12 protein-coding genes and 2 pseudogenes are annotated in these 21,486 nt (G+C 58.7%); 7 read left to right on the top strand and 7 right to left on the bottom strand.

Going from position 1 to position 21,486, the window contains the following annotated elements; genetic code table 11:
• Positions 1–216: 216 nt before the first annotated feature.
• The 3 genes from recC to recD are packed head-to-tail and all read left to right on the top strand — an operon-like array spanning position 217 to position 9,484.
• Positions 217–3,702 (top strand): exodeoxyribonuclease V subunit gamma, encoded by a 3,486-nt coding sequence (gene recC, locus VGC62_RS18300; protein ID WP_331188491.1) that lies wholly within the window; start codon positions 217–219, stop codon positions 3,700–3,702.
• Entirely contained in the window at positions 3,699–7,400 is a 3,702-nt protein-coding gene (gene recB, locus VGC62_RS18305) for an exodeoxyribonuclease V subunit beta (RefSeq protein WP_331188492.1), read from the top strand. The genes recC and recB overlap by 4 nt, the downstream gene beginning before the upstream one ends.
• Positions 7,397–9,484: an exodeoxyribonuclease V subunit alpha gene (recD, locus tag VGC62_RS18310; RefSeq protein ID WP_331188493.1), complete on the top strand. Its 2,088-nt coding sequence runs from the start codon at positions 7,397–7,399 to the stop codon at positions 9,482–9,484. Before recB ends, recD begins: the two co-directional genes overlap by 4 nt.
• A 192-nt stretch (positions 9,485–9,676) precedes the next feature.
• Here recD and VGC62_RS18315 read toward each other — a convergent pair whose 3' ends face one another.
• From VGC62_RS18315 to VGC62_RS18335, 5 genes are all read right to left on the bottom strand, one after another.
• Positions 9,677–11,191, bottom strand: coding sequence for an amino acid ABC transporter permease/ATP-binding protein (locus VGC62_RS18315; RefSeq protein WP_331188494.1), 1,515 nt, complete (start codon positions 11,189–11,191; stop codon positions 9,677–9,679).
• A 154-nt stretch (positions 11,192–11,345) separates the two neighbouring features.
• Positions 11,346–12,149, bottom strand: coding sequence for an ABC transporter substrate-binding protein (locus VGC62_RS18320; protein WP_331188495.1), 804 nt, complete (start codon positions 12,147–12,149; stop codon positions 11,346–11,348).
• Positions 12,150–12,224: 75 nt separating this feature from the next.
• Positions 12,225–13,289: an isopenicillin N synthase family dioxygenase gene (locus tag VGC62_RS18325; RefSeq protein ID WP_331188496.1), complete on the bottom strand. Its 1,065-nt coding sequence runs from the start codon at positions 13,287–13,289 to the stop codon at positions 12,225–12,227.
• A gap of 13 nt (positions 13,290–13,302) precedes the next feature.
• On the bottom strand, positions 13,303–14,154 hold the full coding sequence (locus VGC62_RS18330; RefSeq protein WP_331188497.1) for a sugar phosphate isomerase/epimerase family protein: 852 nt from the start codon (positions 14,152–14,154) through the stop codon (positions 13,303–13,305).
• 412 nt (positions 14,155–14,566) lie between these two features.
• Positions 14,567–15,514: a LysR family transcriptional regulator gene (locus VGC62_RS18335; protein ID WP_331188498.1), complete on the bottom strand. Its 948-nt coding sequence runs from the start codon at positions 15,512–15,514 to the stop codon at positions 14,567–14,569.
• Positions 15,515–15,771: 257 nt separating this feature from the next.
• Between VGC62_RS18335 and VGC62_RS18340 the strand changes: the two genes are divergently transcribed.
• From VGC62_RS18340 to mmsB, 3 genes and pseudogenes are all read left to right on the top strand, one after another.
• On the top strand, positions 15,772–17,100 hold the full coding sequence (locus tag VGC62_RS18340; RefSeq protein ID WP_331188499.1) for an MFS transporter: 1,329 nt from the start codon (positions 15,772–15,774) through the stop codon (positions 17,098–17,100).
• A 55-nt stretch (positions 17,101–17,155) separates the two neighbouring features.
• A pseudogene (locus VGC62_RS18345) lies at positions 17,156–18,682 on the top strand (CoA-acylating methylmalonate-semialdehyde dehydrogenase).
• A 133-nt stretch (positions 18,683–18,815) separates the two neighbouring features.
• Positions 18,816–19,703, top strand: a complete 888-nt coding sequence (gene mmsB, locus VGC62_RS18350) for a 3-hydroxyisobutyrate dehydrogenase (protein ID WP_331188500.1) — start codon at positions 18,816–18,818, stop codon at positions 19,701–19,703.
• 84 nt (positions 19,704–19,787) lie between these two features.
• Here the strand turns inward: mmsB and VGC62_RS18355 are convergent, their stop codons facing one another.
• Together VGC62_RS18355 and VGC62_RS18360 are read right to left on the bottom strand one after the other, a co-directional pair.
• Complete coding sequence (locus VGC62_RS18355; RefSeq protein WP_331188501.1) at positions 19,788–20,132, bottom strand: cupin domain-containing protein; 345 nt, start codon at positions 20,130–20,132, stop codon at positions 19,788–19,790.
• A gap of 60 nt (positions 20,133–20,192) precedes the next feature.
• On the bottom strand, positions 20,193–21,116 hold the full coding sequence (locus VGC62_RS18360; protein ID WP_331188502.1) for a LysR substrate-binding domain-containing protein: 924 nt from the start codon (positions 21,114–21,116) through the stop codon (positions 20,193–20,195).
• Between the two features lie 182 nt (positions 21,117–21,298).
• Here VGC62_RS18360 and VGC62_RS18365 point away from each other — a divergent pair.
• Positions 21,299–21,486: pseudogene (locus tag VGC62_RS18365) on the top strand (sulfite exporter TauE/SafE family protein); the annotation flags it as partial.

Here is a 21,486-nt window from a genome sequence, read left to right on the forward strand (position 1 = left end):
GCAGTGAAACGATGCATCGCCGATGGTAGTGTGGGGTTTCCCCATGTGAGAGTAGGTCATCGTCAAGATTGATTCCGAGCCCCCTCATCGCTTACGCGGTGAGGGGGTTTGTTTATGCGCTCGGAAAAGTGCTCGACGCTGCCATCAATCACAACCCGGAAAACGACCTTCGAGGTTACACTTCGCCCCAAGAATTTCATTGGCGAAGGAGCTGTTATGCCAGTCACATCCAACCTCAACGCCGGTTTCATGGTGGTACATGGCAATCGACTGGATGAGCTGCGCAGTCTGGTGGTCTCCTGGATGCGGCGGTACCCATTGGCGCCGCTGGAGAATGAAATCGCTCTGGTGCAGAGCAATGGTATCGCCCAATGGCTGAAAATGGCTCTGGCCGAAGATGCCCAGGACGATGACCAGGGTGGATGCGGAATTGCTGCGGCAGTTGATGTGCAATTACCCGGTAGTTTCATGTGGCAGCTTTACCGACTGGTGCTGGGCCGCGAGGAAATCCCCATCACTTCGCTGCTCGACAAGGCTCCCCTGACCTGGCGGCTCATGCGTCTGCTGCCGACGCTTATCCACCAACCACACTTCGAACCGCTTCAGCGTTTCCTGACCGCAGACACGGACCTTCGCAAACGCTATCAATTGTCCGAACGCCTTGCCGATCTCTTTGACCAATACCAGGTTTACCGCGCCGATTGGTTGGAAGATTGGGCCGCAGGTCGCCATCAACTCAGAAGCGTTAGAGGCGACGCCAAACCGCTGAAGCCTGAGAACTGTTGGCAAGCCGAGCTCTGGCGTGCGCTGCTGTTGGATGTAGGCCAAGAGGGCATGGCGCAAAGCCGCGCTGGCGTACACCAGCGTTTTATTGACCGCGTAAAAAACATGACCGAAGCGCCGCCAGGACTGCCCGCACGTGTCATTGTTTTTGGTATTTCTTCACTGCCCGCACAAGCCCTTGAAGCCTTGGCTGGATTGGCGAAATTCAGCCAGGTGCTGCTCTGCGTCCACAATCCGTGCCGCCACCATTGGGCCGACATCGTGGCCGATAAGGACTTGCTGCGACACGAATACAAACGACAATCGCGAAAACCCGGCATGCCCCTGGCACTTAATCCCGAAGCGCTGCATCAGCACGCCCATCCCTTGCTGGCAGCATGGGGAAAGCAGGGCCGTGACTACATCAATCTGCTCGACAGTCACGATGACCCCACCAACTATCGTTCGGCGTTCAGGGATGGGCGTATTGACCTGTTCAGCGAAAACGATCCCCGAACGATCCTCAACCAGTTACAAGACGACATTCTCGAACTGCGCCCCTTGAGTGAAACCCGCGAACTGTGGCCCGCTGTCGATCCCCGTCAGGATCGCTCGATTCGCTTCCACGTCGCCCACAGCGCTCAGCGCGAAGTCGAAATTCTTCACGATCAATTGCTTGCACGCTTCAGCAACGACCCAACCTTGCGGCCCCGTGACATCATCGTCATGGTCCCGGACATCGACAGCTATGCGCCACACATTCGTGCCGTGTTCGGGCAATTGGAGCGCGATGATCGTCGTTTTATTCCCTTCACCCTTGCCGACCAGGGGCAGCGGGGCCGTGAGCCGCTATTGATCGCCGTCGAACACCTGCTGAAAATTCCCGACAGCCGTTTTCCGGTCAGCGAGATCCTTGACCTGCTGGACGTCCCCGCGCTCAGAGCGCGATTCGGCATCAACGAACGCGACTTGCCCACCCTCCACCGCTGGATTGAAGGCGCTGGGGTACGGTGGGGGCTGAGCGCACAACAGCGCGCAGGGCTGGGATTGCCTGAATCCCTGGAGCAAAACAGTTGGCACTTCGGCTTGCGCCGCATGTTGCTTGGCTATGCCGTCGGTGCCGGTTCGGCCTACGAAGGTATCGAGCCATATGACGAAATTGGCGGCCTCGATGCTGCACTGATCGGTCCTCTGGTGTCACTGATCGACGCCCTGCAAGTTGCCCACACCGAACTGTCACAATCTGCCGAGCCCCACGTGTGGGGCAAGCGTTTGCAGGCGATCATGCAACTGTTCTTCATGGCCGACAGCGAGCACGACGATTACCTGCTCGGACAACTGGAAACCCTGCGCGAAACCTGGCTGGAAACCTGTGAGTCGGTCGGCTTGCACGAAGAGCTGCCGCTTACCGTCGTTCGCGAAGCATGGCTCGCCGGGCTTGACCAGGGACGCCTTTCGCAACGCTTCCTCGCCGGCTCAGTTAACTTTTGCACGTTGATGCCGATGCGCGCGATCCCGTTCAAAGTGGTTTGCCTGCTTGGCATGAACGACGGCGATTATCCGCGTGCGCAACCGCCGCTGGATTTCGATTTGATGGGCAGCGACTACCGCCCCGGTGATCGTTCTCGCCGTGAAGACGACCGCTACCTGTTGCTCGAAGCTCTCTTATCTGCCCGAGAACAGCTGTACATCAGTTGGGTCGGCCACAGCATTCGTGACAATTCCGAACGCCCGGCGTCAGTGCTGATCGGTCAATTGCGCGATCACTTGTCCAGCGGTTGGAAACTAGGCGGTGCCATAGAGCCAGAAAACGACAAGAAGCTCGATCCCGGCCAGCAGTTGCTGCACAAACTGACCGTTGAGCATCCGCTGCAACCCTTCAGCGCCAAATACTTTCATGAGAGCCCAAAGTTCTTCAGTTATGCGCGCGAATGGCAGGTATTGCATGAGACCGCGACTGCAACAACAGAGCAATCACCACTGACAAAGCACGATCAAGAGGAGCCGCTGAGCCTCATGCAATTGCAGGATTTCCTGCGCAATCCGGTCAAACACTTCTTCAGTCAGCGCTTGAAGGTATTCTTCGAAGTCGCCGAAGCACCGCTCGCCGACGAAGAGCCTTTCGTGCTCGATGCACTCCAGCGATATAGTTTGAGCGATAGCCTGCTGCAAGCTGCGCTGACTCAGCCGGGGCACATCGAGCAAGCGTTGCAGGCTCAGGCCATTCGCGTGCAGGCCAGTGGTTTGCTGCCGATGGCAGGGTTCGGGACCAGCCTTCAGACTGAACTGATGGAGCCCTTGCCTGATCTTGTGCGGCGCTATCACGAACTGCTGATTCGCTGGCCTGGGCGTTTGCACAGTGCGCTGCCGGTGACTTACCAGCATCAAGGCATTGCCCTCGACGGTTGGATCGACGGCCTGCATCAAAACGCAGCTCAGGAATTGTTGTCGATCACGGCGATTCCCAACGCTATTGGTGGGAAGAAAGCGCGTAAGTGGTATCGCCTCATTCGGCCTTGGGTAAACCATTTGGTGGCCTGCGCATGCGATTTGCCGCTGACCACTGCCCTGGTCGCCAGTGATGAAACACTGCTCTTGCCGCCGCTGGAGAAAACACAAGCGGCCAATACCCTCAATGACCTGCTGCTTGCCTGGCAGCTTGGCATGCAACGCCCGTTGCCTGTCGCGGTAAAAACTGCGTTCGCCTGGCTCGGCCAGGGCGACGAAACAAAAGCAGAAACCGCCGCACGTAAAGCCTATGAAGGCGACGGCCAAAATAGCGATGGAGAGCGCAGTGAAAGCACCGCATTGGCTCGCCAGTTTCCCGATTTCAACGCGTTGCTTGACAGTGAAGAGTTCGTCGGTTGGTGTGAGACGCTCTACAAACCGATTTTCGATGCGCCCTGGCAATCCCTGTCCAGCGAGGAGGCCGGAGCATGAGTACATCAACAAACAGGCCGCTGGCCCTGAGCTTTCCCCTCAAGGGCAGTCAACTGATCGAAGCCAGTGCAGGCACTGGCAAGACCTTCACCATTTCAGCGCTGTACTTGCGCTTGGTGCTCGGTCATGGCGGCGAGCTGTCAGGCTTTGGGCGCGAATTGTTGCCGCCACAGATTCTGGTGGTGACCTTCACCGACGCCGCCACTAAAGAGCTGCGTGATCGAATCCGCACCCGACTGGCCGAAGCCGCAAGAGTCTTCCGTCAGGAAATCGAAGCCCCCGACGCGCTCATCGCCAGCCTGAGAAGTGAGTTCGAACCCGAGCAATGGAGCGCATGTGCGAGCCGTTTGGACATCGCCGCGCAGTGGATGGACGAGGCTGCGGTTTCGACCATCCACAGTTGGTGTCAGCGCATGCTCCGCGAGCATGCCTTCGACAGCGGCAGCCTGTTCACCCAGACGCTGGAAACCGATCACAGCGACCTGCTAGGCGAAGTCCTGCGCGATTACTGGCGCAAGTTCTGCTACCCCATGAGTGGCGACGCACTGGATTGGGTGCGCGCAAACTGGGGTGGTCCCGATGCGTTGTTGCCGCGTGTCCGCGCACTGTTTGGCAGTGATCGACCTTCTGTGGCACAAACCCCGGCGCAATTGATCGAGCAGTCGATCAACGAGCGTCGTGAGGCCCTGAAAGTCCTCAAATCGCCATGGGCCAATTGGGCTCCCGAGCTTTACAGGCTCTGCCTAGACGCTGTTAAAGCCAAGGCTATTAATGGCTCAAAATTCAAAGAGATTCATTTCAAGGTCTGGTTCGAAAAGCTGGAAGCCTGGGCGATAGATGTGCAGCAGGAGAAGCTCGATATCGGCGCAGGATTCAAGCGCCTCACGCCTGAGGGCATCGCCGAAGTCTGGAAGAGTGAGCCTCCTTCCCACCCGGCGTTCGAGGCGATGGCTGATCTGAAAGGCGCCCTCGATACGCTGCCAACACCCGATGCCGCCGTGCTCGAACACGCCGCCCAATGGGTCGGTGTGCGCTTTGAAGAAGAGAAACGCCGCCGTGCGGAAATGGGCTTTGACGACATGCTGCTGCGTCTGGATGCCGCCCTCAAAGGAAGCGGCGGCGAACGTTTGGCGACCCTGATTCGCGAGCAGTTTCCGGTTGCGCTGATCGACGAATTCCAAGACACCGACCCGGTCCAGTATCGGATTTTCGACAGTATTTATGACCTTGAACGAAGCGACGAAAACACCGGACTGTTCCTGATCGGCGATCCGAAACAAGCGATCTATGCGTTTCGTGGTGCTGATATCTACACCTATCTGCGCGCCCGGGAGGCCACCCAGGGGCGCTGGCACACACTGGACACCAACTTTCGCTCCAGTCACGCCATGGTCGAGGCGGTGAATCATGTGTTTGCACGCGCCGAAACCAGCGTCACCGGGCGCGGCGCATTCCTTTTCCGCAATGGCGACACCAACCCGGTGCCCTTCGTCTCGGTGGCGTCGCAAGGGCGAAAGGAGCAGTTTCAAGTCGACGGTCAGACCATGGCAGCGCTCGACATCTGGCAATTGGAAAGTGACCAGCCGGTTTCAGGCACGCTCTACCGTCAACAGTTGGCCGCCAGTTGTGCGAGCGAGATCGTCCGCTTGCTGAATGCGGGCCAGCAGGGCAATGCCGGATTTGCGCGTCCGGGCGAGCCGCTGCAAGGGCTGCTGCCTGCCGACATCGCAATCCTGGTGCGTGATGGCAAAGAAGCGCAGGCCGTTCGCGGCCAATTATCGGCACGCGGTGTACGCAGCGTTTACCTGTCGGACAAGGATTCGGTGTTCGCCGCACAGGAGGCTCATGACCTGCTGGCTTGGCTCAAAGCCTGCGCCGAACCTGACGCAGAACGCACGCTACGCGCCGCCTTGGCCTGCATCACCCTTGACCTGCCACTGGCAGAGTTGGAACTGCTGAACCAGGACGAACTGGCCTGGGAAACGCGGGTGATGCAGTTTCGCGGCTATCGCGCGATCTGGCGCAGTCAAGGCGTGTTGCCGATGCTTCGGCGTTTGCTGCATGACTTCAAATTGCCGCAGTCGTTGATCCTGCGCAGCGACGGCGAGCGTGTGCTGACTAATCTTTTGCACTTGTCGGAATTGATGCAGCAAGCGGCAGCGGAGCTCGATGGCGAGCAGGCATTGATTCGCCACTTGAGCGAGCACTTGGCGCTGTCCGGGCAAGCCGGCGAAGACCAGATTCTGCGTCTTGAAAGCGATGAGCAACTGGTCAAAGTGGTGACCATCCACAAGTCCAAAGGGCTGGAATATCCGCTGGTTTTCCTGCCGTTCATTTGCTCGTCGAAACCGGTGGATGGCAGTCGATTGCCGTTGCATTTTCACGATGCTCAAGGTCACGCGCAGATCAGCTTGAAACCGACCGCTGCACTGATTGAACAAGCTGACGACGAACGCCTGGCTGAGGACTTGCGCCTGCTTTACGTGGCATTGACGCGTGCTCGCCACGCTTGCTGGCTGGGCGTCGCCGACCTCAAGCGAGGCAACAACAATAGCTCGACGCTGCATCGCTCGGCGCTGGGTTATCTGCTCGGCGGCGGGGCTGTGCTGACCGAGTCCGCGTCGCTGAACGTCTGGCTGCAGGCGTTGAGCAAAGGCGCCCCGTCCCTGAATGTCGAGCGTGTGCCAGAGCCGACAGCAGACATGTTCATCGCACCACGCAACGAGGCCGCGTTGACCAAGCTGCGGGTGCCTCGGCGCAGCGCGAAAGAGAACTGGTGGATTGCCTCTTACAGCGCGCTGCGCATCGGCGACACCATCACTGACAGCGGTGACCAGTCGCCGGACAGCCCGCAAGCGCAAAAGCTGTTTGACGACGAGCGTCTTGATCCTGAAGCGCCGCGTGACGTGTTGGTCAGCGGCGGCGATATCCACAGGTTTCCACGGGGACCGAACCCCGGCACCTTCCTGCATGGCCTGCTGGAATGGGCAGGGAACGAAGGGTTTGCCGTCGCTGCTAAAGATCCCAAGTTGCTGAAAAATGCCATCGCCAGCCGCTGCAATCGGCGGGGCTGGGAGGGTTGGATTGTCACATTGACGGACTGGCTGGAGCACCTGCTGACCATGCCCTTGCGCCTGGCATCGGACGATCAGCCGATTGCTTTGAGCGAGCTGGATCAGCCTAATCAGTACCGCGTCGAGATGGAGTTCTGGTTTGCCAGCAACAAAGTCGACGTGGCGCAGATGGACGCACTGGTCCGACGCTACACCCATGATGGCGCGCCGCGTGCAGCGGCAGAAACCGTTTCGCTCAACGGTATGTTCAAGGGCTTTATCGACCTGACGTTCGAGCATCAGGGCCGTTACTACGTGGCCGATTACAAATCCAATTGGCTGGGTGTGGATGACGATGCCTACACCGAGCAGGCCATGGAAAACTCAATCCTCGACAATCGCTACGACCTGCAATACGTGTTGTATCTGCTTGCGCTGCATCGTCAGCTCAAGGCGCGTCTGGCCGATTATGACTATGACCTGCACATGGGTGGCGCGTTATATCTGTTCGTGCGCGGCAGTCGCTCGGCCAGCCAGGGCGCATGGTTTACTCGTCCGCCGCGTGAGTTGATCGAAAGCCTCGACCTCTTGTTTCAGGGGCGGGCGCTAATCCACGAAGACGTATTGTCAGGAGACCTCGCATGAGCCGCTCATTCGCCCACTTGCTGCCCACCCCGCTGGACGCGCAAAGCCTGGCCGATCTGCAACCGCTGGCTCGCGTTGATGATCTGCTGCTGTTGCTTGAGCGTTGGGTCGAGCGCGGTTGGTTGCGTGCGCTGGACAAGGCGTTCGTGGCGTTTCTCAGTGAGCTGGACCCGAATGCCGACTCATTGGTGTTGCTCGCTGCCGCATTGACCAGCCACCAGTTGGGCCATGGTCACGTCTGCCTGGACCTGTATGAAACGCTCAAGGAGCCTGATTTCGCACTGTCGCTGCCCCCCGAAGGCGACGCGCAGACCGGGCCCATGTTGCTACCGTCGCAATTGCTGATAGCGCTGGATGGGGCAGCGTGGTGTCAGGCCCTGGCGAGCAGCACCCTGGTGGCTCAAGCCGGTGATTCGAGCGAAACTGCAGCAGCCAAGCCATTGGTGCTGTCAGATCGGCGCTTATACTTGCGCCGCTATTGGACTTACGAGCGGCGTATCGACGCCGCCTTGCACCTGCGCCTGAACCAGGTTGAAGCGGCGCCGGACGATCTGGCGCAGCGGCTTGATGCGCTGTTCGGTGTTGCTCGTTCTACGCCTGACGCACTGATCGACTGGCAAAAACTCGCCTGCGCCATCGCCACGCGCGGCGCCTTCAGTATCATCACCGGCGGGCCCGGCACCGGGAAAACTACCACCGTGGTGCGCCTGTTGGCCTTGCTGCAATCACCGGCCGTCGAAGGCGGAAAACCGCTGCGTATTCGCTTGGCGGCGCCCACAGGTAAAGCTGCCGCGCGCCTGACCGAATCGATCAGCCATCAGGTGCAATCACTGAAAGTGCCTGACGCCGTGCGGCAGAAAATCCCCAGCGAAGTGACCACTGTCCACCGGCTGTTGGGCAGCCGTCCGGGTACTCGGCATTTTCGCCATCATCGGGGTAATCCGCTGCCGTTGGACGTGCTGGTGGTCGATGAAGCCTCGATGATCGACCTGGAAATGATGGCCAACTTGCTGGACGCCTTGCCGCCGCATGCGCGCATGATTTTGCTCGGTGACAAGGATCAGCTCGCGTCGGTGGAGGCTGGTGCCGTGCTGGGGGATTTGTGTCGTGATGCCGAAGCTGGGCTGTACAGCCCTCGAACCCAGGCATGGCTGGAATCGGTCAGCGGCGAGGATTTGAGCAACAGCGGCCTGACCCACGGCAGCGACGCTCAATATCCCTTGGCGCAACAAGTGGTGATGCTGCGTCACTCACGTCGTTTTGTGCAGGGTAGCGGTATCGGGCAGTTGGCGACGCTGGTCAACCAACAACAGGACCACGAAGCCCGCGCATTGTTGGCGAGCGGTCGTTACAAAGATCTGTTTTCTCTTGCCCTGACGGGCGAGCAGGATCGCCAATTTAGTCGTCTGCTACTCGATGGTCACGGCAACGGCCCGCAAGGTTACCGGCATTATCTGGGTGTGCTTGCGGCGCAGCGTCCTGATGCCAACGCCACCCTTGAAGATCCACGCTGGACCGAGTGGGCTCGTGCAGTGCTGAACGCCTTCGACGAATTTCAGTTGCTCTGTGCCGTGCGCAAGGGGCCATGGGGTGTTGAGGGTTTGAATCAGCGCATCACCCAGACGCTGTTTGGCGCGGGGTTGATTGAGAGCGAGCAGCAATGGTACGAAGGTCGCCCGGTTTTGATGACCCGCAACGACTATGGATTGGGGTTGATGAATGGCGACATCGGCATTGCGTTGCGTTTGCCAGAAGGTGCGCCTGAGGAACAGCGCCAAGCCTTGCGTGTGGCGTTCCCGCGTAACGACGGTAGCGGCGGGGTGCGTTTTGTACTGCCGAGCCGGTTGAATGATGTGGAAACGGTGTACGCCATGACGGTTCACAAGTCGCAGGGCTCAGAGTTTGCCCACACGGCATTGATCCTGCCGCAAGCACTGAATCCGGTATTGACCAAAGAGCTGATCTACACCGGGATCACCCGCGCGAAGAGCTGGTTCAGCCTGATCGAACCGAGGCAGGGTGTATTCGAGGAGGCGTTGCGACGCAAGGTGAAGCGGCTGAGCGGGTTGATGTTGGATTTGTAGAAGTCGTCGGTGAGTTCAGTCTGTAGGAACCAACGTGTTGGCTCCTACAGATTGAGCTGCACCCTGCACCCTCGAACACAATTACCCACCCCTGCTCATCCGTCACGGCGCGCCCTTGAACGATATTCAATGTGGCGCCTGATCAGTTGTAGGCGCTGCCGAAGGCTGCGATTCGATTTCGGATACGGCCAATCAAATCGCAATACCCATAAACTTACGAACCCGCTCACCCGCTTGCGCCGCACGAATGGTCTCAGGCGCTGCATCCATCTGCACCACTCCGTCCTCCATGAAAATCACCCGGTCAGAGATCGACATGGCGAAGTCCATTTCGTGGGTGACGATGAGCATGGTCATGCCCTCTTTGGCCAGGTCGCCGATCACCTTGAGTACGTCGCCCACCAGTTCCGGGTCCAGGGCCGAGGTGGGTTCGTCGAACAGCATGATCTGTGGGTCCATCGCCAATGCGCGGGCGATGGCCACGCGTTGTTGTTGGCCGCCTGACAATTGATGCGGGTACTTCAGCGCATGGGCGAGCAAGCCGACCTTGTCCAGCAAGGCATAGGCGCGTTGTTCGCTGACGGCTTTGTCGCGACCGTGATAGCGCGGCGCAAGGGTCACGTTGTCTAGAATGGTTCGGTGTGGGAACAGGTTGAAGTTCTGAAACACCATGCCGATGCGCTGCACGCCTCGACGGATCTGCGGCGAGTTCGGGTTGTCGCCTGCGTGAATGAAGCCTTCGCCGAACAGGATGATCTCGCCTTTGTCGATGCTTTCCAGGCCGTTCACGGTGCGAATCAGCGAGGTCTTGCCTGAGCCTGATGGACCAATGATGGAGATGACCTGACCGACGTTGACGTCCAGGTTGATGCCTTTGAGCACCTCGTGCTGGCCGTAGCTTTTGTGGATGTTGACCAGTTGCAGCGCAGGCGCCGCGCCGGGCCCCGGTTGCGCACGGAGGGCGGTGGAAGGTTGTGCAACCAGTGTCGACCGCAGGCGCTGCAAGCTGACGTCATCCAGTGTTTGAGGTTTACGGTTATTCAGTTCCAGATGCTGTTCGAGCCAATGAAACAGCCAGCCGAACACGGTCACGATCAGTACGTAGTACACCGCCACTGCTGACAAGGTTTCCATCACCAGGAAGTTTTGCGCATAGAGGCGCTGACCCACGGTGAGCAGTTCAGTCAGGGAAATCACTGACACCAGCGAGGTCAGTTTCACGACTGTGATGTATTCGTTGATCAATGTGGGCAGAGAAATCCGAAACGCCTGTGGGATCACGACCAGGCGCTGCAAGCCAATCAGGCCAACACCCAATGCGCGTCCGGCTTCCTTCTGGCCCTTGGCCACGGAAATCAGCCCACCACGGTGGATTTCAGCCATGTACGCCGCTTCGGTCACGACCAGCGCCAACAGCCCGGAATAGAAGGGGTTGGACAGCACCTCACGGGTGAAGGGGAACATTTGTGGCAGGTTGTAGACGAATACCAGCAGTACCAACAGAGGGACGCTGCGAAAGAACCAGATATAAATCGATGCCGGCACGCTGACCCAGCGCGTGGTCGAGAGTTTGGCCGAAGCCAGCAGGAAACCCAGCAGCATGCCGATGAACCAGCCAAGGGCGCTGAGCTCGATGACCGTGATGCACGATTCCCAGAAGTCCGAGACCGAAAACAGAGAAAAAAAGTAAGACCATTCAAATTGCATGTACACCTCAAGCTGCCAGCCTGGACAGGGACTTCGCAGCGTTTACGCTGACAACGGATTAATGCCTGTAGGAGCGAATTTATTGGCGAGAAGTCGGCCGGACTCACCCACGCCTCGCCAACACGTTGTCTCCTACAGGGAAGGCGTTGCCCTGTCAGTTAGCCGGTTCTTCAAGGTTGTATTTTTTCAGTAGGGCAGCGTATTCACCGGATTTTTTGGTCTCGTCGAAGGCTTTGAGCAATGCCTGATACAGCTCGTCGTTGCCCTTCTTCACGTAAATGCCGAGGGTCTGTTGGTAAATCGAGTGCTCGGTGCTGACCACCACGCGACCTTTGGTGCGCTCGGCGATCATGCCGGCGGCGCCGTCGATCTCTACCTGTGCCTGCACGTTGCCGGACAACAGTGCCTGAGTCACCTCAGGGGCGGACGGGAATTCGCTGACCGAAATCGTGCCCTTGTTGTTCGGTACGCAGTAGTCAGTCGACAGCTTGTTGAACTGCGCGACCCACGTCGTGCCTTTTTCCAGACCGACTTTCAGGCCGCACAAATCTTCCGGTACTTTGGGCTTCACGGGGCTGTCTTTGAGCACCATGATCGCCGCGCCGGTTTTAGCGTAGGCGATGGTCTGTGCCTGGGTCTGACGCTCTGGGGTGATGTACATGCCCGAGATGATCGCGTCGTAGTGACCAGCGTTCAGGCTGAGAATCAGGCTGGAGAACTTGGTGTCGACGAACTCGGCTTTAAGGTCCATGTGCTTGGCGAGCAAGCGCGACAAGTCCGGATCGGAACCGACCACGTTTTTCTTCTCGTCATAGGACTCGAACGGTGGATAGGTGATTTCCATGCCGACCTTCAATTGCCCAGGCGTCACAGTCGAAGCTGCATGGGCCACAGTGGCGCCGAGGACGGCAGCGGCAAGCACGGTCAGGCGGACAACGGTGTTCATTTTGTTGCGCATCGTCGATGACTCCACGTCAGGAAGGTAGGGCATGGTTGGTTTGAGTTGTGTTGTTGATCAATAGCTGGCACGCCATCAGAGCGCTTCTTGCGCCTGGTTTTTCAGATGGCCGAAGCTCGAAGGCTTGCGCGCCTTCTCATACAGCTTGATCTCCCCGGCTTCGACTTTGCGACGCAGGTATTGATAGGTCTGTAGTGCCTGGCCATACATGTGCTCGCCGATAGTGATCTGTTCGTAATCCTTGCCCGCTTGTTCGAACTGAGCAAGCGGCTTGATCTGGGTGTGAAAGTCGCAGGCGTAAAACAGCGGGAATGAATAACGCTCTTCACTGACCGTGCGCACCCGATGAGCTGTAGCAACGAACGTACCAGCGGTCATCACCTCCAGCATGTCGCCGATGTTGACCACGAAGGCGCCCTCCACAGGCGGCGCGTCGATCCACTGACCTTGATCGTTCATCACCTCAAGCCCTGGCTTGTCGGCAAGCAACATCGTGAAGCACTCGTAGTCGGTGTGCGCACCAATACCGGGCGCGTCTTGCGCAGCGTCGTCGAACGGATAATGAATCAGCCGCAGTTTTGAAGGCGGACGGGTGACGAGTGCATCGAAATAGCCCTCTTCTAGGCCCAATGCCAGTGCGAAGCCATCGAACAGGCGACGACCGAGGGCAAACACGGCGGCGTAGTACGCCTCGACAGCAGCTCGAAAGCCAGGAAGGTCCGGCCACTCGTTGGCGCCGATCAATGGGGTTTTAGCGATGACCAGTGGGTCTTCATCACCCACTTCAAAGCCAATGTCGAAGGCCTCCTTGTGGTCCGGCTTGCCCTTGGCGTACACCTCTTCGCCCTCTGGCACGAAGCCCTTATGGCTGCGCGAGGTGCCAATGTAATGCTGCATCTTGTATTCGAGGGGCTGCGCGAACAGGTCTTTGGCCGCTTGGCGCAGCCCGTCGATCAATGCGGGGTCAATACCGTGGTTCTTGACGTACAGAAAGCCGACTTCGCGGGCGGCCTTGCCCAGTTCATCGGCCACGGCCCGGCGCTGGTCGATGTCGGCGCTGAACAGCCCGGCGATATCCACTACCGGAATGCTACTGAAGTTGGCGATCCCATCGGGCTTGGCTTGAGTTTGATCGGGCATGGTGAAACGCTCCTTATCGGCTTGTTGTCTGGGTGAAGCGTTGAAAATGTTCACGCTGGGCATTGGCCATCCACACGTTCAGCGACCACAGATCGGCCACCGGCACGTTGGTGAACGGCAGGTGATGCAAATAACCGTCAGCACCGAATTCTGGGGTCAGCGTACTCACCTGATAGCCGCGAGCCTGCTGCGAGCACCAGATCGCCTCCCAGTGTTGCTGATGGAAAGCCAGCTCTTTGGCGTACTCGGGGGCAGCGGGATGCGGGACTTGCGGGCCCTGGTCGTAACCCACCCGAGCCTGAATGTGATGAACGCGCTCAACGAACGCGCTGAGGTCGTCTGCCGGGTCATTGAGCAACCGCTCGCACGTGACGACCCAGTGGCTGATGTCACTGGTGAAACGCAGATCCGGCAACTGGCGAATCAGTTCCAGGGTGACCCACGGATTGAACAGCGAGCGTGCGCGATGGGTTTCAAAGGTGACCATCTGCCCGTGTTTGCGTGCGACCTCCATGGCGCGGCCGAAGAAGTCGACCTGCTGCGCCAGTTGCCAGCGGTCATTGCCAGCCAGCAGGTTGACGAAGCGCGGGGACAGCTCAGCCGCCCAGCCCAGCTTTTTATCGAGATCGATCAGGTGCTCGTCAACTGTCGCCGATTGTTCCGGCAACACGTCGTAGGCGGTGAAGACTGTGCTGATATAACCGACGTTGTTGGCGCGCAGAAAGGCAGCGAATTCGGCACGCTCGGTGGCGACCAGGGGCAAGCGTGCTTCCATGCCGTCGAATCCGGCTTCCAGCAACTCATCGAGTGCCTGTGCCTTGCTCGCGGTATAGCCCCACAGCGTGCGGAAAATTTCCAGTTTCATTGAACGACCCCAAAGATTCCTTTATACGGCTGACACAGCCCCGCCACGGCGCTAACCGAAACGGGCTACAACGGCAGTGACAATCGGAAAAAAGCAATCTTCGGGCCGTGTCTCTATGGACTGGCTCCTTTAATAGAGGCGATCTTAGGGGCGACCGACGAGCGGGAAGAATAGGAAAGCTCAAATGCATAGTTCAGAAATTTCTAAACTATGGACGGAGTAGCGATGGGTTTTGGCTGAAAGAAGTCGTGGAGCGAGGCCGGGCGGCGTTCCGCTCGCCCGCGAAGGGGTTGTCTGCGGCGCTGGAGTGTTGCCAATTTATCGGCCTCTTCGCGGGCAAGCGTCGCCAACAAGTCATGCATCTCTTTTGGGGTGCTGGCTGTCCGCGAAGGCAGGCGCTGCAGATATCTGTTCAATCCACAAAGCTCATCACCTTCGTCTCCCCCAGCAAAAATGCCTTGTTCTGCTCGGTCACCTCGCGGATGTAATCCCACAACAACGTAATCCGCTTAAGTTTGCGCAGGTCCTCTCGGCAGTACATCCAGAACTGCCGCGTGATGTTCACGTCCTGCTCCAGCACCGGTAGCAAACGCGCATCGTGCGCCGCCAGAAAACACGGCAAAATCGCCAGTCCCCGTCCTTGCAATGCCGCCACGTATTGCGCGATGACGCTGGTGCTGCGCAGATGCGCTTGGGCGCCGGGCAGCAGGTTGCTCAGGTAAAGCAGCTCTGAACTGAACGCCAGGTCGTCGACATAGCTGATGAATGGATGCTCGGCCAGGTCTGCAACGCGCTTGATCGGCGGATGGTTGTCCAGATATTCCTGCGTCGCGTACAGCCGCAAGTTGTAGTCGCACAGCTTGCAGCACACGTAAGGGCCGTGCTCCGGGCGCTCAAGTGCAATGACGATATCGGCCTCGCGCTTGGACAAGCTGATGAAGTGCGGCAGCGGCAGAATGTCCACGGAGATGGCGGGGTAGGTGTCGATGAAATGGGTGAGCTGCGGGGTGACGAAAAAGCTGCCGAACCCTTCGGTGCAACCCATACGCACATGCCCGGACAACGCCACGCCGGAGCCTGAAACCTGTTCGCAGGCAACGTGCAGCGTACTTTCTATCGACTCGGCAGACCCCAGCAAACGCTGGCCCTCGGCGGTCAGGATGAAACCGTTATTGCGCGACTTTTCAAACAGCAACGTGCCGAGCGAGGCCTCCAGTGAGTTGATCCGTCGCGACACCGTGGTGTAATCAACCGCGAGCCGTTTGGCTGCTGTGCTGGCTTTGCGGGTGCGTGCGACTTCAAGGAAAAACTTCAAATCGTCCCAGTTCAACGTGTTCAGGGAGGTGATGTTTTTTTGCATGTTGAACCTGCTTTTATGTGCGTTCTTATTAGAAGTTTGCACATCTATACTCCGAAACACGGCCTGAACCAACCGCCAGATTCCCTGTAGGAGCGAACTTGTTCGCGAGGCGCCGTACCTGACTCACTGAACAAATTCTCGCCAACAAGTTGGCTTCTACAGACCTTCAGAAACAACTGATCCCGGAAAGTATTGAAAGAAACCGCACCACCCACATGCCATAACACCCTGCACAACAATAATAAGCGGAGGAGTTTATGAAAAACGCGATAACCGCAGACGCCGGCGTACTCGACGCCAGCCCTGCAACGAAAGCCAAATCCTATCGTCTGGCCGGCGCCGCGAGCATGGCCGGGACGACCATCGAGTGGTATGACTTTTTCCTCTACGGCACAGCCGCAGCCCTGATCTTCAACAAGATATTTTTCCCCGCCCTGGACCCGATCATCGGCGTGCTCGCTGCGTTCGCGACTTATGCCGTGGGCTTTCTCGGCCGTCCGTTGGGTGGTGTGGTGTTCGGTCACTTTGGCGACAAGATCGGCCGCAAGTCGATGCTCCTTTTCACTCTGATGCTGATGGGGATTCCGACGATCATCATCGGTTTGATTCCGACCTACGATCAGATCGGTTATTGGGCCGCAGTGATTCTGGTCGCGATGCGCTTCCTACAGGGGATGGCGGTCGGCGGCGAGTGGGGTGGGGCGGTGTTGATGGCCGTCGAACATGCGCCAGAAGGCAGAAAAGGCTTCTATGGCAGCTTGCCGCAAACCGGGGTGGGCGCGGGGTTGGTGCTGGCGTCGCTGGCCATGGGGTTGGTGGCGAAACTGCCCGAAGCCGACATGCTCAGTTGGGGCTGGCGACTGCCGTTTCTGGCCAGCATCGTCTTGCTGGGCGTGGGCTGGCTGATCCGCCTGAAAGTCCCGGAGTCGCCCGATTTCGAAAAGCTCAAGCAAGAGAAGATTGCTGTCAAAGTCCCGCTGTTCAAGGTATTGCGCGAACACCCAAGGGAAACCCTGACGATCATTGGCGCCCGCACTGCCGAGAATGCCTGGTTCTACATGTCGGTCACCTTCGCGTTGGCTTATGCGGCTAATCAGCTGCAAATCCCTCGCGGCGACGTGCTCAACGCGATCACGGCTGGTGCTGCGTTGTCGCTGATTACCATGCCGCTGTGTGGGGCGATTTCAGACCGAGTCGGTCAGAAACGTCTGTATTTCGCAGGGCTTTTGCTGCTCTGCGCCTTCGTTTATCCGTTTTTCGCCATGCTTGGTACCCGTGAACCACAGCTCGTCTGGTGGGCGATGGTGCTGGCAGTCGGCGTGGTCTTTCCGATCCTGTACGCCCCGGAATCACTGCTGTTCGCCCGGCAATTCCCTGCGGAAATTCGCTATAGCGGCATCTCGGTATCGGTACAACTGGCTGGCGTATTAGGCGGCGGGTTCGCGCCAATGATCGCCACGCAGCTACTGGCGATGGGCGGGGGCAATCCGCATTACGTGATCGTTTACCTGATTGGCATGGCGCTGATTGCGCTGGTCTGCACGGCGCTGATGAAGCGCGATCCGCCGCGCCACAGGGCTGCCTGAAATTTGATTTGCAGGCGGTCCGAGCGGGCCGCCACCATGAATGGAGAATGCTGAAATGAACGCCTCATTGAACAAAAACAACACCACAGTGGCTCGCGTGAAACTGCTGATCAACGGCCAATGGGTCGAGTCGCAAACCAACGAATGGCTCGACGTAATCAACCCCGCCACCCAGCAGGTGCTGGCGCAGGTGCCATTGGCCACCACTGCTGAAGTCGATGCTGCGGTCGCCGCCGCGCAAGCAGCGTTCACAACCTGGCGCCACACGCCTATTGGCGCCCGCATGCGCATCATGCTCAAGCTTCAAGCGTTGATTCGTGAACACTCAAAACGCATCGCCGTGGTGCTCAGCGCCGAACAGGGCAAAACCATTGCCGATGCTGAAGGCGACATCTTTCGCGGGCTGGAAGTGGTCGAGCACGCCTGTTCCATTGGCACGTTGCAGATGGGTGAATTCGCAGAAAACGTCGCTGGCGGCGTGGACACCTACACCTTGCGTCAGCCCATCGGGGTCTGCGCGGGCATCACGCCGTTCAACTTCCCGGCGATGATTCCGTTGTGGATGTTCCCGATGGCCATCGCTTGCGGTAACACCTTCGTCCTCAAGCCGTCCGAACAGGACCCGATGTCGACCATGTTGCTGGTTGAACTGGCCGTGGAGGCGGGCGTCCCCGCAGGCGTGCTCAACGTGGTTCATGGCGGCAAGGAGGTGGTAGACGCGATCTGCACCCATAAAGACATCAAGGCTGTTTCGTTTGTCGGTTCGACCGCTGTCGGCACTCACGTGTATGACCTGGCGGGCAAACATGGCAAGCGTGTGTAGTCGATGATGGGCGCGAAGAATCACGCTGTGGTGCTGCCGGATGCCAATCGCGAACAAACCCTCAACGCCTTGGTCGGCGCCGGTTTCGGGGCTGCCGGACAGCGCTGCATGGCGACCTCGGCGGTGGTCTTGGTCGGCGCCGCCAAGCAATGGTTGCCGGATCTCAAAGCGTTGGCGCAGAAACTGAAAGTGAACGCGGGCAGCGAGGCGGGCACCGATGTCGGGCCGGTGATTTCCAGGCGTGCCAAACAGCGGATTCTGGGCCTGATCGACAGCGGCGTGAAAGAAGGCGCAAAGCTCGAACTCGACGGTCGCGACATCACGGTGCCGGGGTATGAGGAGGGCAACTTTATCGGCCCGACGCTGTTCACCGGCGTGACCACCGAGATGCAAATCTACACTCAGGAAATCTTCGGTCCGGTGTTGGTGGTGCTGGAAGTCGACACCCTTGATCAGGCGATTGCGCTGGTCAATGCCAACCCGTTCGGCAACGGCGTTGGGCTGTTCACACAGAGCGGTGCGGCGGCGCGTAAATTCCAGAGTGAAATCGACATCGGTCAGGTGGGTATCAACATCCCGATTCCAGTGCCGGTGCCGTTTTTCAGCTTTACCGGTTCGCGTGGTTCCAAGCTCGGTGATCTCGGCCCGTACGGCAAACAGGTGGTGCAGTTCTACACTCAGACCAAGACCGTCACCAGCCGGTGGTTCGATGACGACAGCGTCAATGACGGGGTGAATACGACGATTAATCTGAAGTAGCTCCGAACTCTGTAGGACGAACCAACTTGTTGGCGAGAAAATACGACGCGATGTGTCGGGCCGGACGTCTCACGAACAAGTTCGCTCTTGCAGAGGCAGGCGTATACAGCCAATTCGTGAAGGGAGAACAACAATGAAAATCGCATTCATCGGCCTGGGCAATATGGGCGCGCCGATGGCCCGAAACCTGATCAAGGCCGGTCATCACCTTAATCTTTTCGACCTTAATCAAGACGTGCTCGCCGAGTTGGCCAGCCAGGGTGGGCGGATCACCGAGTCGCCAAAACATGCAGCTCAGGGCGCCGAACTGGTCATCACCATGCTTCCGGCCGCGGCGCATGTGCGCAGTGTTTACCTGGGGGACGATGGCGTGCTGGCCGGCATCGCCGCCGGCATACCGGCCGTGGATTGCAGCACCATCGACCCGCAGACGATTCGTGACGTCGCAGCCGCGGCCGCCAAACACGGCGTGACGCTTGGCGATGCACCTGTTTCGGGTGGAACGGGCGGCGCGCAAGCCGGGACGCTGACCTTTATGGTCGGTGCCAGTAATGAACACTTCGCCACGCTGAAGCCGATACTGGCGCAGATGGGCAAAAACATCGTCCATTGCGGTGACATTGGCACCGGCCAGATCGCCAAGATATGTAACAACCTGTTGCTCGGGATCTCGATGATTGGCGTCGCCGAGGCCATGGCGCTGGGTAACAGCCTGGGCATCGACACTCACGTGCTCGCGGGTGTGATCAACAGCTCGACCGGACGCTGCTGGAGTTCGGAAATCTACAATCCCTGGCCCGGCATCGTTGAAACCGCGCCTGCTTCACGCGGTTACACCGGCGGCTTCGGTGCCGAGTTGATGCTCAAGGATTTGGGCTTGGCGACCGAGGCGGCAAAGGTCGCGCATCAGCCGGTTATCCTCGGTGCTATCGCTCAGCAGCTGTATCAGGCCATGAGTTTGCGAGGCGATGGCGGCAAGGATTTCTCGGCGATTGTCGAGGGGTATCTCAAGAAGGCATGACCCCGAACCTGCGCGGCGCCCGCGATCGGTGTCACGGACACAAGGTCGCGGACGCAAGCGCATTGCAGGTAACGCGACGTCCGATCAGGCAAAAACGAAATACTTGCGAACGGTCTCGACCACTTCCCAGGTGCCCTTCATGCCCGGCTCGACGACGAAGATATCGCCCGCGCGCAGGTGAATGGGCTCCATGCCGTCCGGGGTGATGATGCAATAGCCTTCGCGGAAATCGCAGTATTCCCACTTCACGTATTCGACCCGCCATTTGCCGGGAGTGCAGATCCAGGTGCCCATGATCTTGCTGCCGTCTTCGCTGGTGTAGGCGTTGAGGTTGACGGTGTGCGGTTCACCTTCGATGCGTTCCCATTTGCAGGCGTCGACGACGGGCAGTGGCGTGGTATCACGAAGGACGGTAATCGGCTTAGGCATGACAGCTCCAGATGAGAGGCAAAAATTGCGCTCGCACACCTTAGGGTGCTCTCGCTGTGGTCAGTTGTCTGGACTCGACGTTGAGGTATCCAGAAGCGCTGTCGGCAGGCTCAGAGCCTTGACCAGCGCTTGCGCATAACTGGGCAGTGCATTGAAATCCGGGGCGCACAGCAACAGCTCGCGATCAGCCCAAGGATCGCTCAGTGGCAGGCTCTTGAACCGGGTCGAATCCTGAAATCGGTTGATCGCCGCTTGCGGCACGATGCCCAGTCCTGCGCCGCCCACGACCATGCGCATCACACCGTCGTAGCTCTCTGCGCGCACGCGGATTTTCAGCCGTCGACCGGCATGCAGGGCTTGTTCTTCGAGATAGATCGCCATGGCGCTGGCGATGCCCAAACCTACGAATTCGTAATCCAGGCTTTGCGTGAAACGCAGGTTGTCGTGATGGGCCAGTGGATGATCGAGCGGTGCGATCAGCGTCAGCGGATCTGGGCGAAACGGTTGGGTTTGCAGGTCACTGGCGTCAACCGCGTCGGAAATGATTCCAATGTCCGCCGTCCCATGGCGAACCGCATGCAGGATGCGCAGGCTTGGGTGTTCTTCCAGGTTGATGTCGATATTGGGGTGTGACACCAGAAACTCGGCGAGCAACTCCGGCAGGTATTCGCTCAGTGCCGAGGTGTTGCACAAGAGGCGGATTTGGCCTTTGAAGCCTTGTGCGTAATCGGTGAGATCAACCTGCATGCGCTCAACTTGCTGCAGGATCAGCCGCGCATGTTGAGCGAGCGCCTTGCCCGCTGACGTCGGCGTGACCCCACGTCGGCCACGGTCGAGCAGCGGGATGCCCAGCGATGATTCCAGCCCGCGAATGCGTGCGCTTGCAGAGGCCAGCGACAGATGACTCTGCGCGGCACCGGCGGTGATGTTGCCGCTTTCCAGAACCCGCAGGAAAAGCTTGAGGTCGATCAGGTCGAAGTGCATGGCTGTGGCCCTGGGTTGTCGGTAGGAGCGAAGTAGTTCGCGAAACGGCCTGTGAAGTGCCAACCGCCTCGCGAGCACGCGTGCTTCTACAACGGCTGCAGTGGTTAGACTCTGTCTCAGACTGAGGCTGGATCAGTATATGGCAGATTTTCAACCCGAGCGGATGTAGGCAAAGTTGCCTCATGAATACATTCTTCGCGCTTTATCAACATATCGGCTGGAGCTTGTCAGCGCTGGTGCTGGTTGCATTCCTGCTGGCAGGAACAGTGAAGGGTATGATCGGCATGGGGTTGCCCACCGTTGCCATGGGCATGTTGGGCCTGGCTATGTTGCCGACGCAGGCTGCTGCATTGCTGATCATTCCTTCAAT

Source organism: Pseudomonas sp., assembly GCF_036404235.1.
Lineage (GTDB): Bacteria > Pseudomonadota > Gammaproteobacteria > Pseudomonadales > Pseudomonadaceae > Aquipseudomonas.

What these genes read in the sequence shown, in the direction of transcription:
- VGC62_RS18330 (WP_331188497.1), bottom strand. Translation starts at nt 14,154, where the DNA reads ATGAAACTGGAAATTTTCCGCACGCTGTGGGGCTATACCGCGAGCAAG.
- recC (WP_331188491.1), top strand. Translation starts at nt 217, where the DNA reads ATGCCAGTCACATCCAACCTCAACGCCGGTTTCATGGTGGTACATGGC.
- VGC62_RS18340 (WP_331188499.1), top strand. Translation starts at nt 15,772, where the DNA reads ATGAAAAACGCGATAACCGCAGACGCCGGCGTACTCGACGCCAGCCCT.
- VGC62_RS18325 (WP_331188496.1), bottom strand. Translation starts at nt 13,289, where the DNA reads ATGCCCGATCAAACTCAAGCCAAGCCCGATGGGATCGCCAACTTCAGT.
- recD (WP_331188493.1), top strand. Translation starts at nt 7,397, where the DNA reads ATGAGCCGCTCATTCGCCCACTTGCTGCCCACCCCGCTGGACGCGCAA.
- VGC62_RS18320 (WP_331188495.1), bottom strand. Translation starts at nt 12,149, where the DNA reads ATGCGCAACAAAATGAACACCGTTGTCCGCCTGACCGTGCTTGCCGCT.
- mmsB (WP_331188500.1), top strand. Translation starts at nt 18,816, where the DNA reads ATGAAAATCGCATTCATCGGCCTGGGCAATATGGGCGCGCCGATGGCC.
- VGC62_RS18355 (WP_331188501.1), bottom strand. Translation starts at nt 20,132, where the DNA reads ATGCCTAAGCCGATTACCGTCCTTCGTGATACCACGCCACTGCCCGTC.
- recB (WP_331188492.1), top strand. Translation starts at nt 3,699, where the DNA reads ATGAGTACATCAACAAACAGGCCGCTGGCCCTGAGCTTTCCCCTCAAG.
- VGC62_RS18360 (WP_331188502.1), bottom strand. Translation starts at nt 21,116, where the DNA reads ATGCACTTCGACCTGATCGACCTCAAGCTTTTCCTGCGGGTTCTGGAA.
- VGC62_RS18315 (WP_331188494.1), bottom strand. Translation starts at nt 11,191, where the DNA reads ATGCAATTTGAATGGTCTTACTTTTTTTCTCTGTTTTCGGTCTCGGAC.
- VGC62_RS18335 (WP_331188498.1), bottom strand. Translation starts at nt 15,514, where the DNA reads ATGCAAAAAAACATCACCTCCCTGAACACGTTGAACTGGGACGATTTG.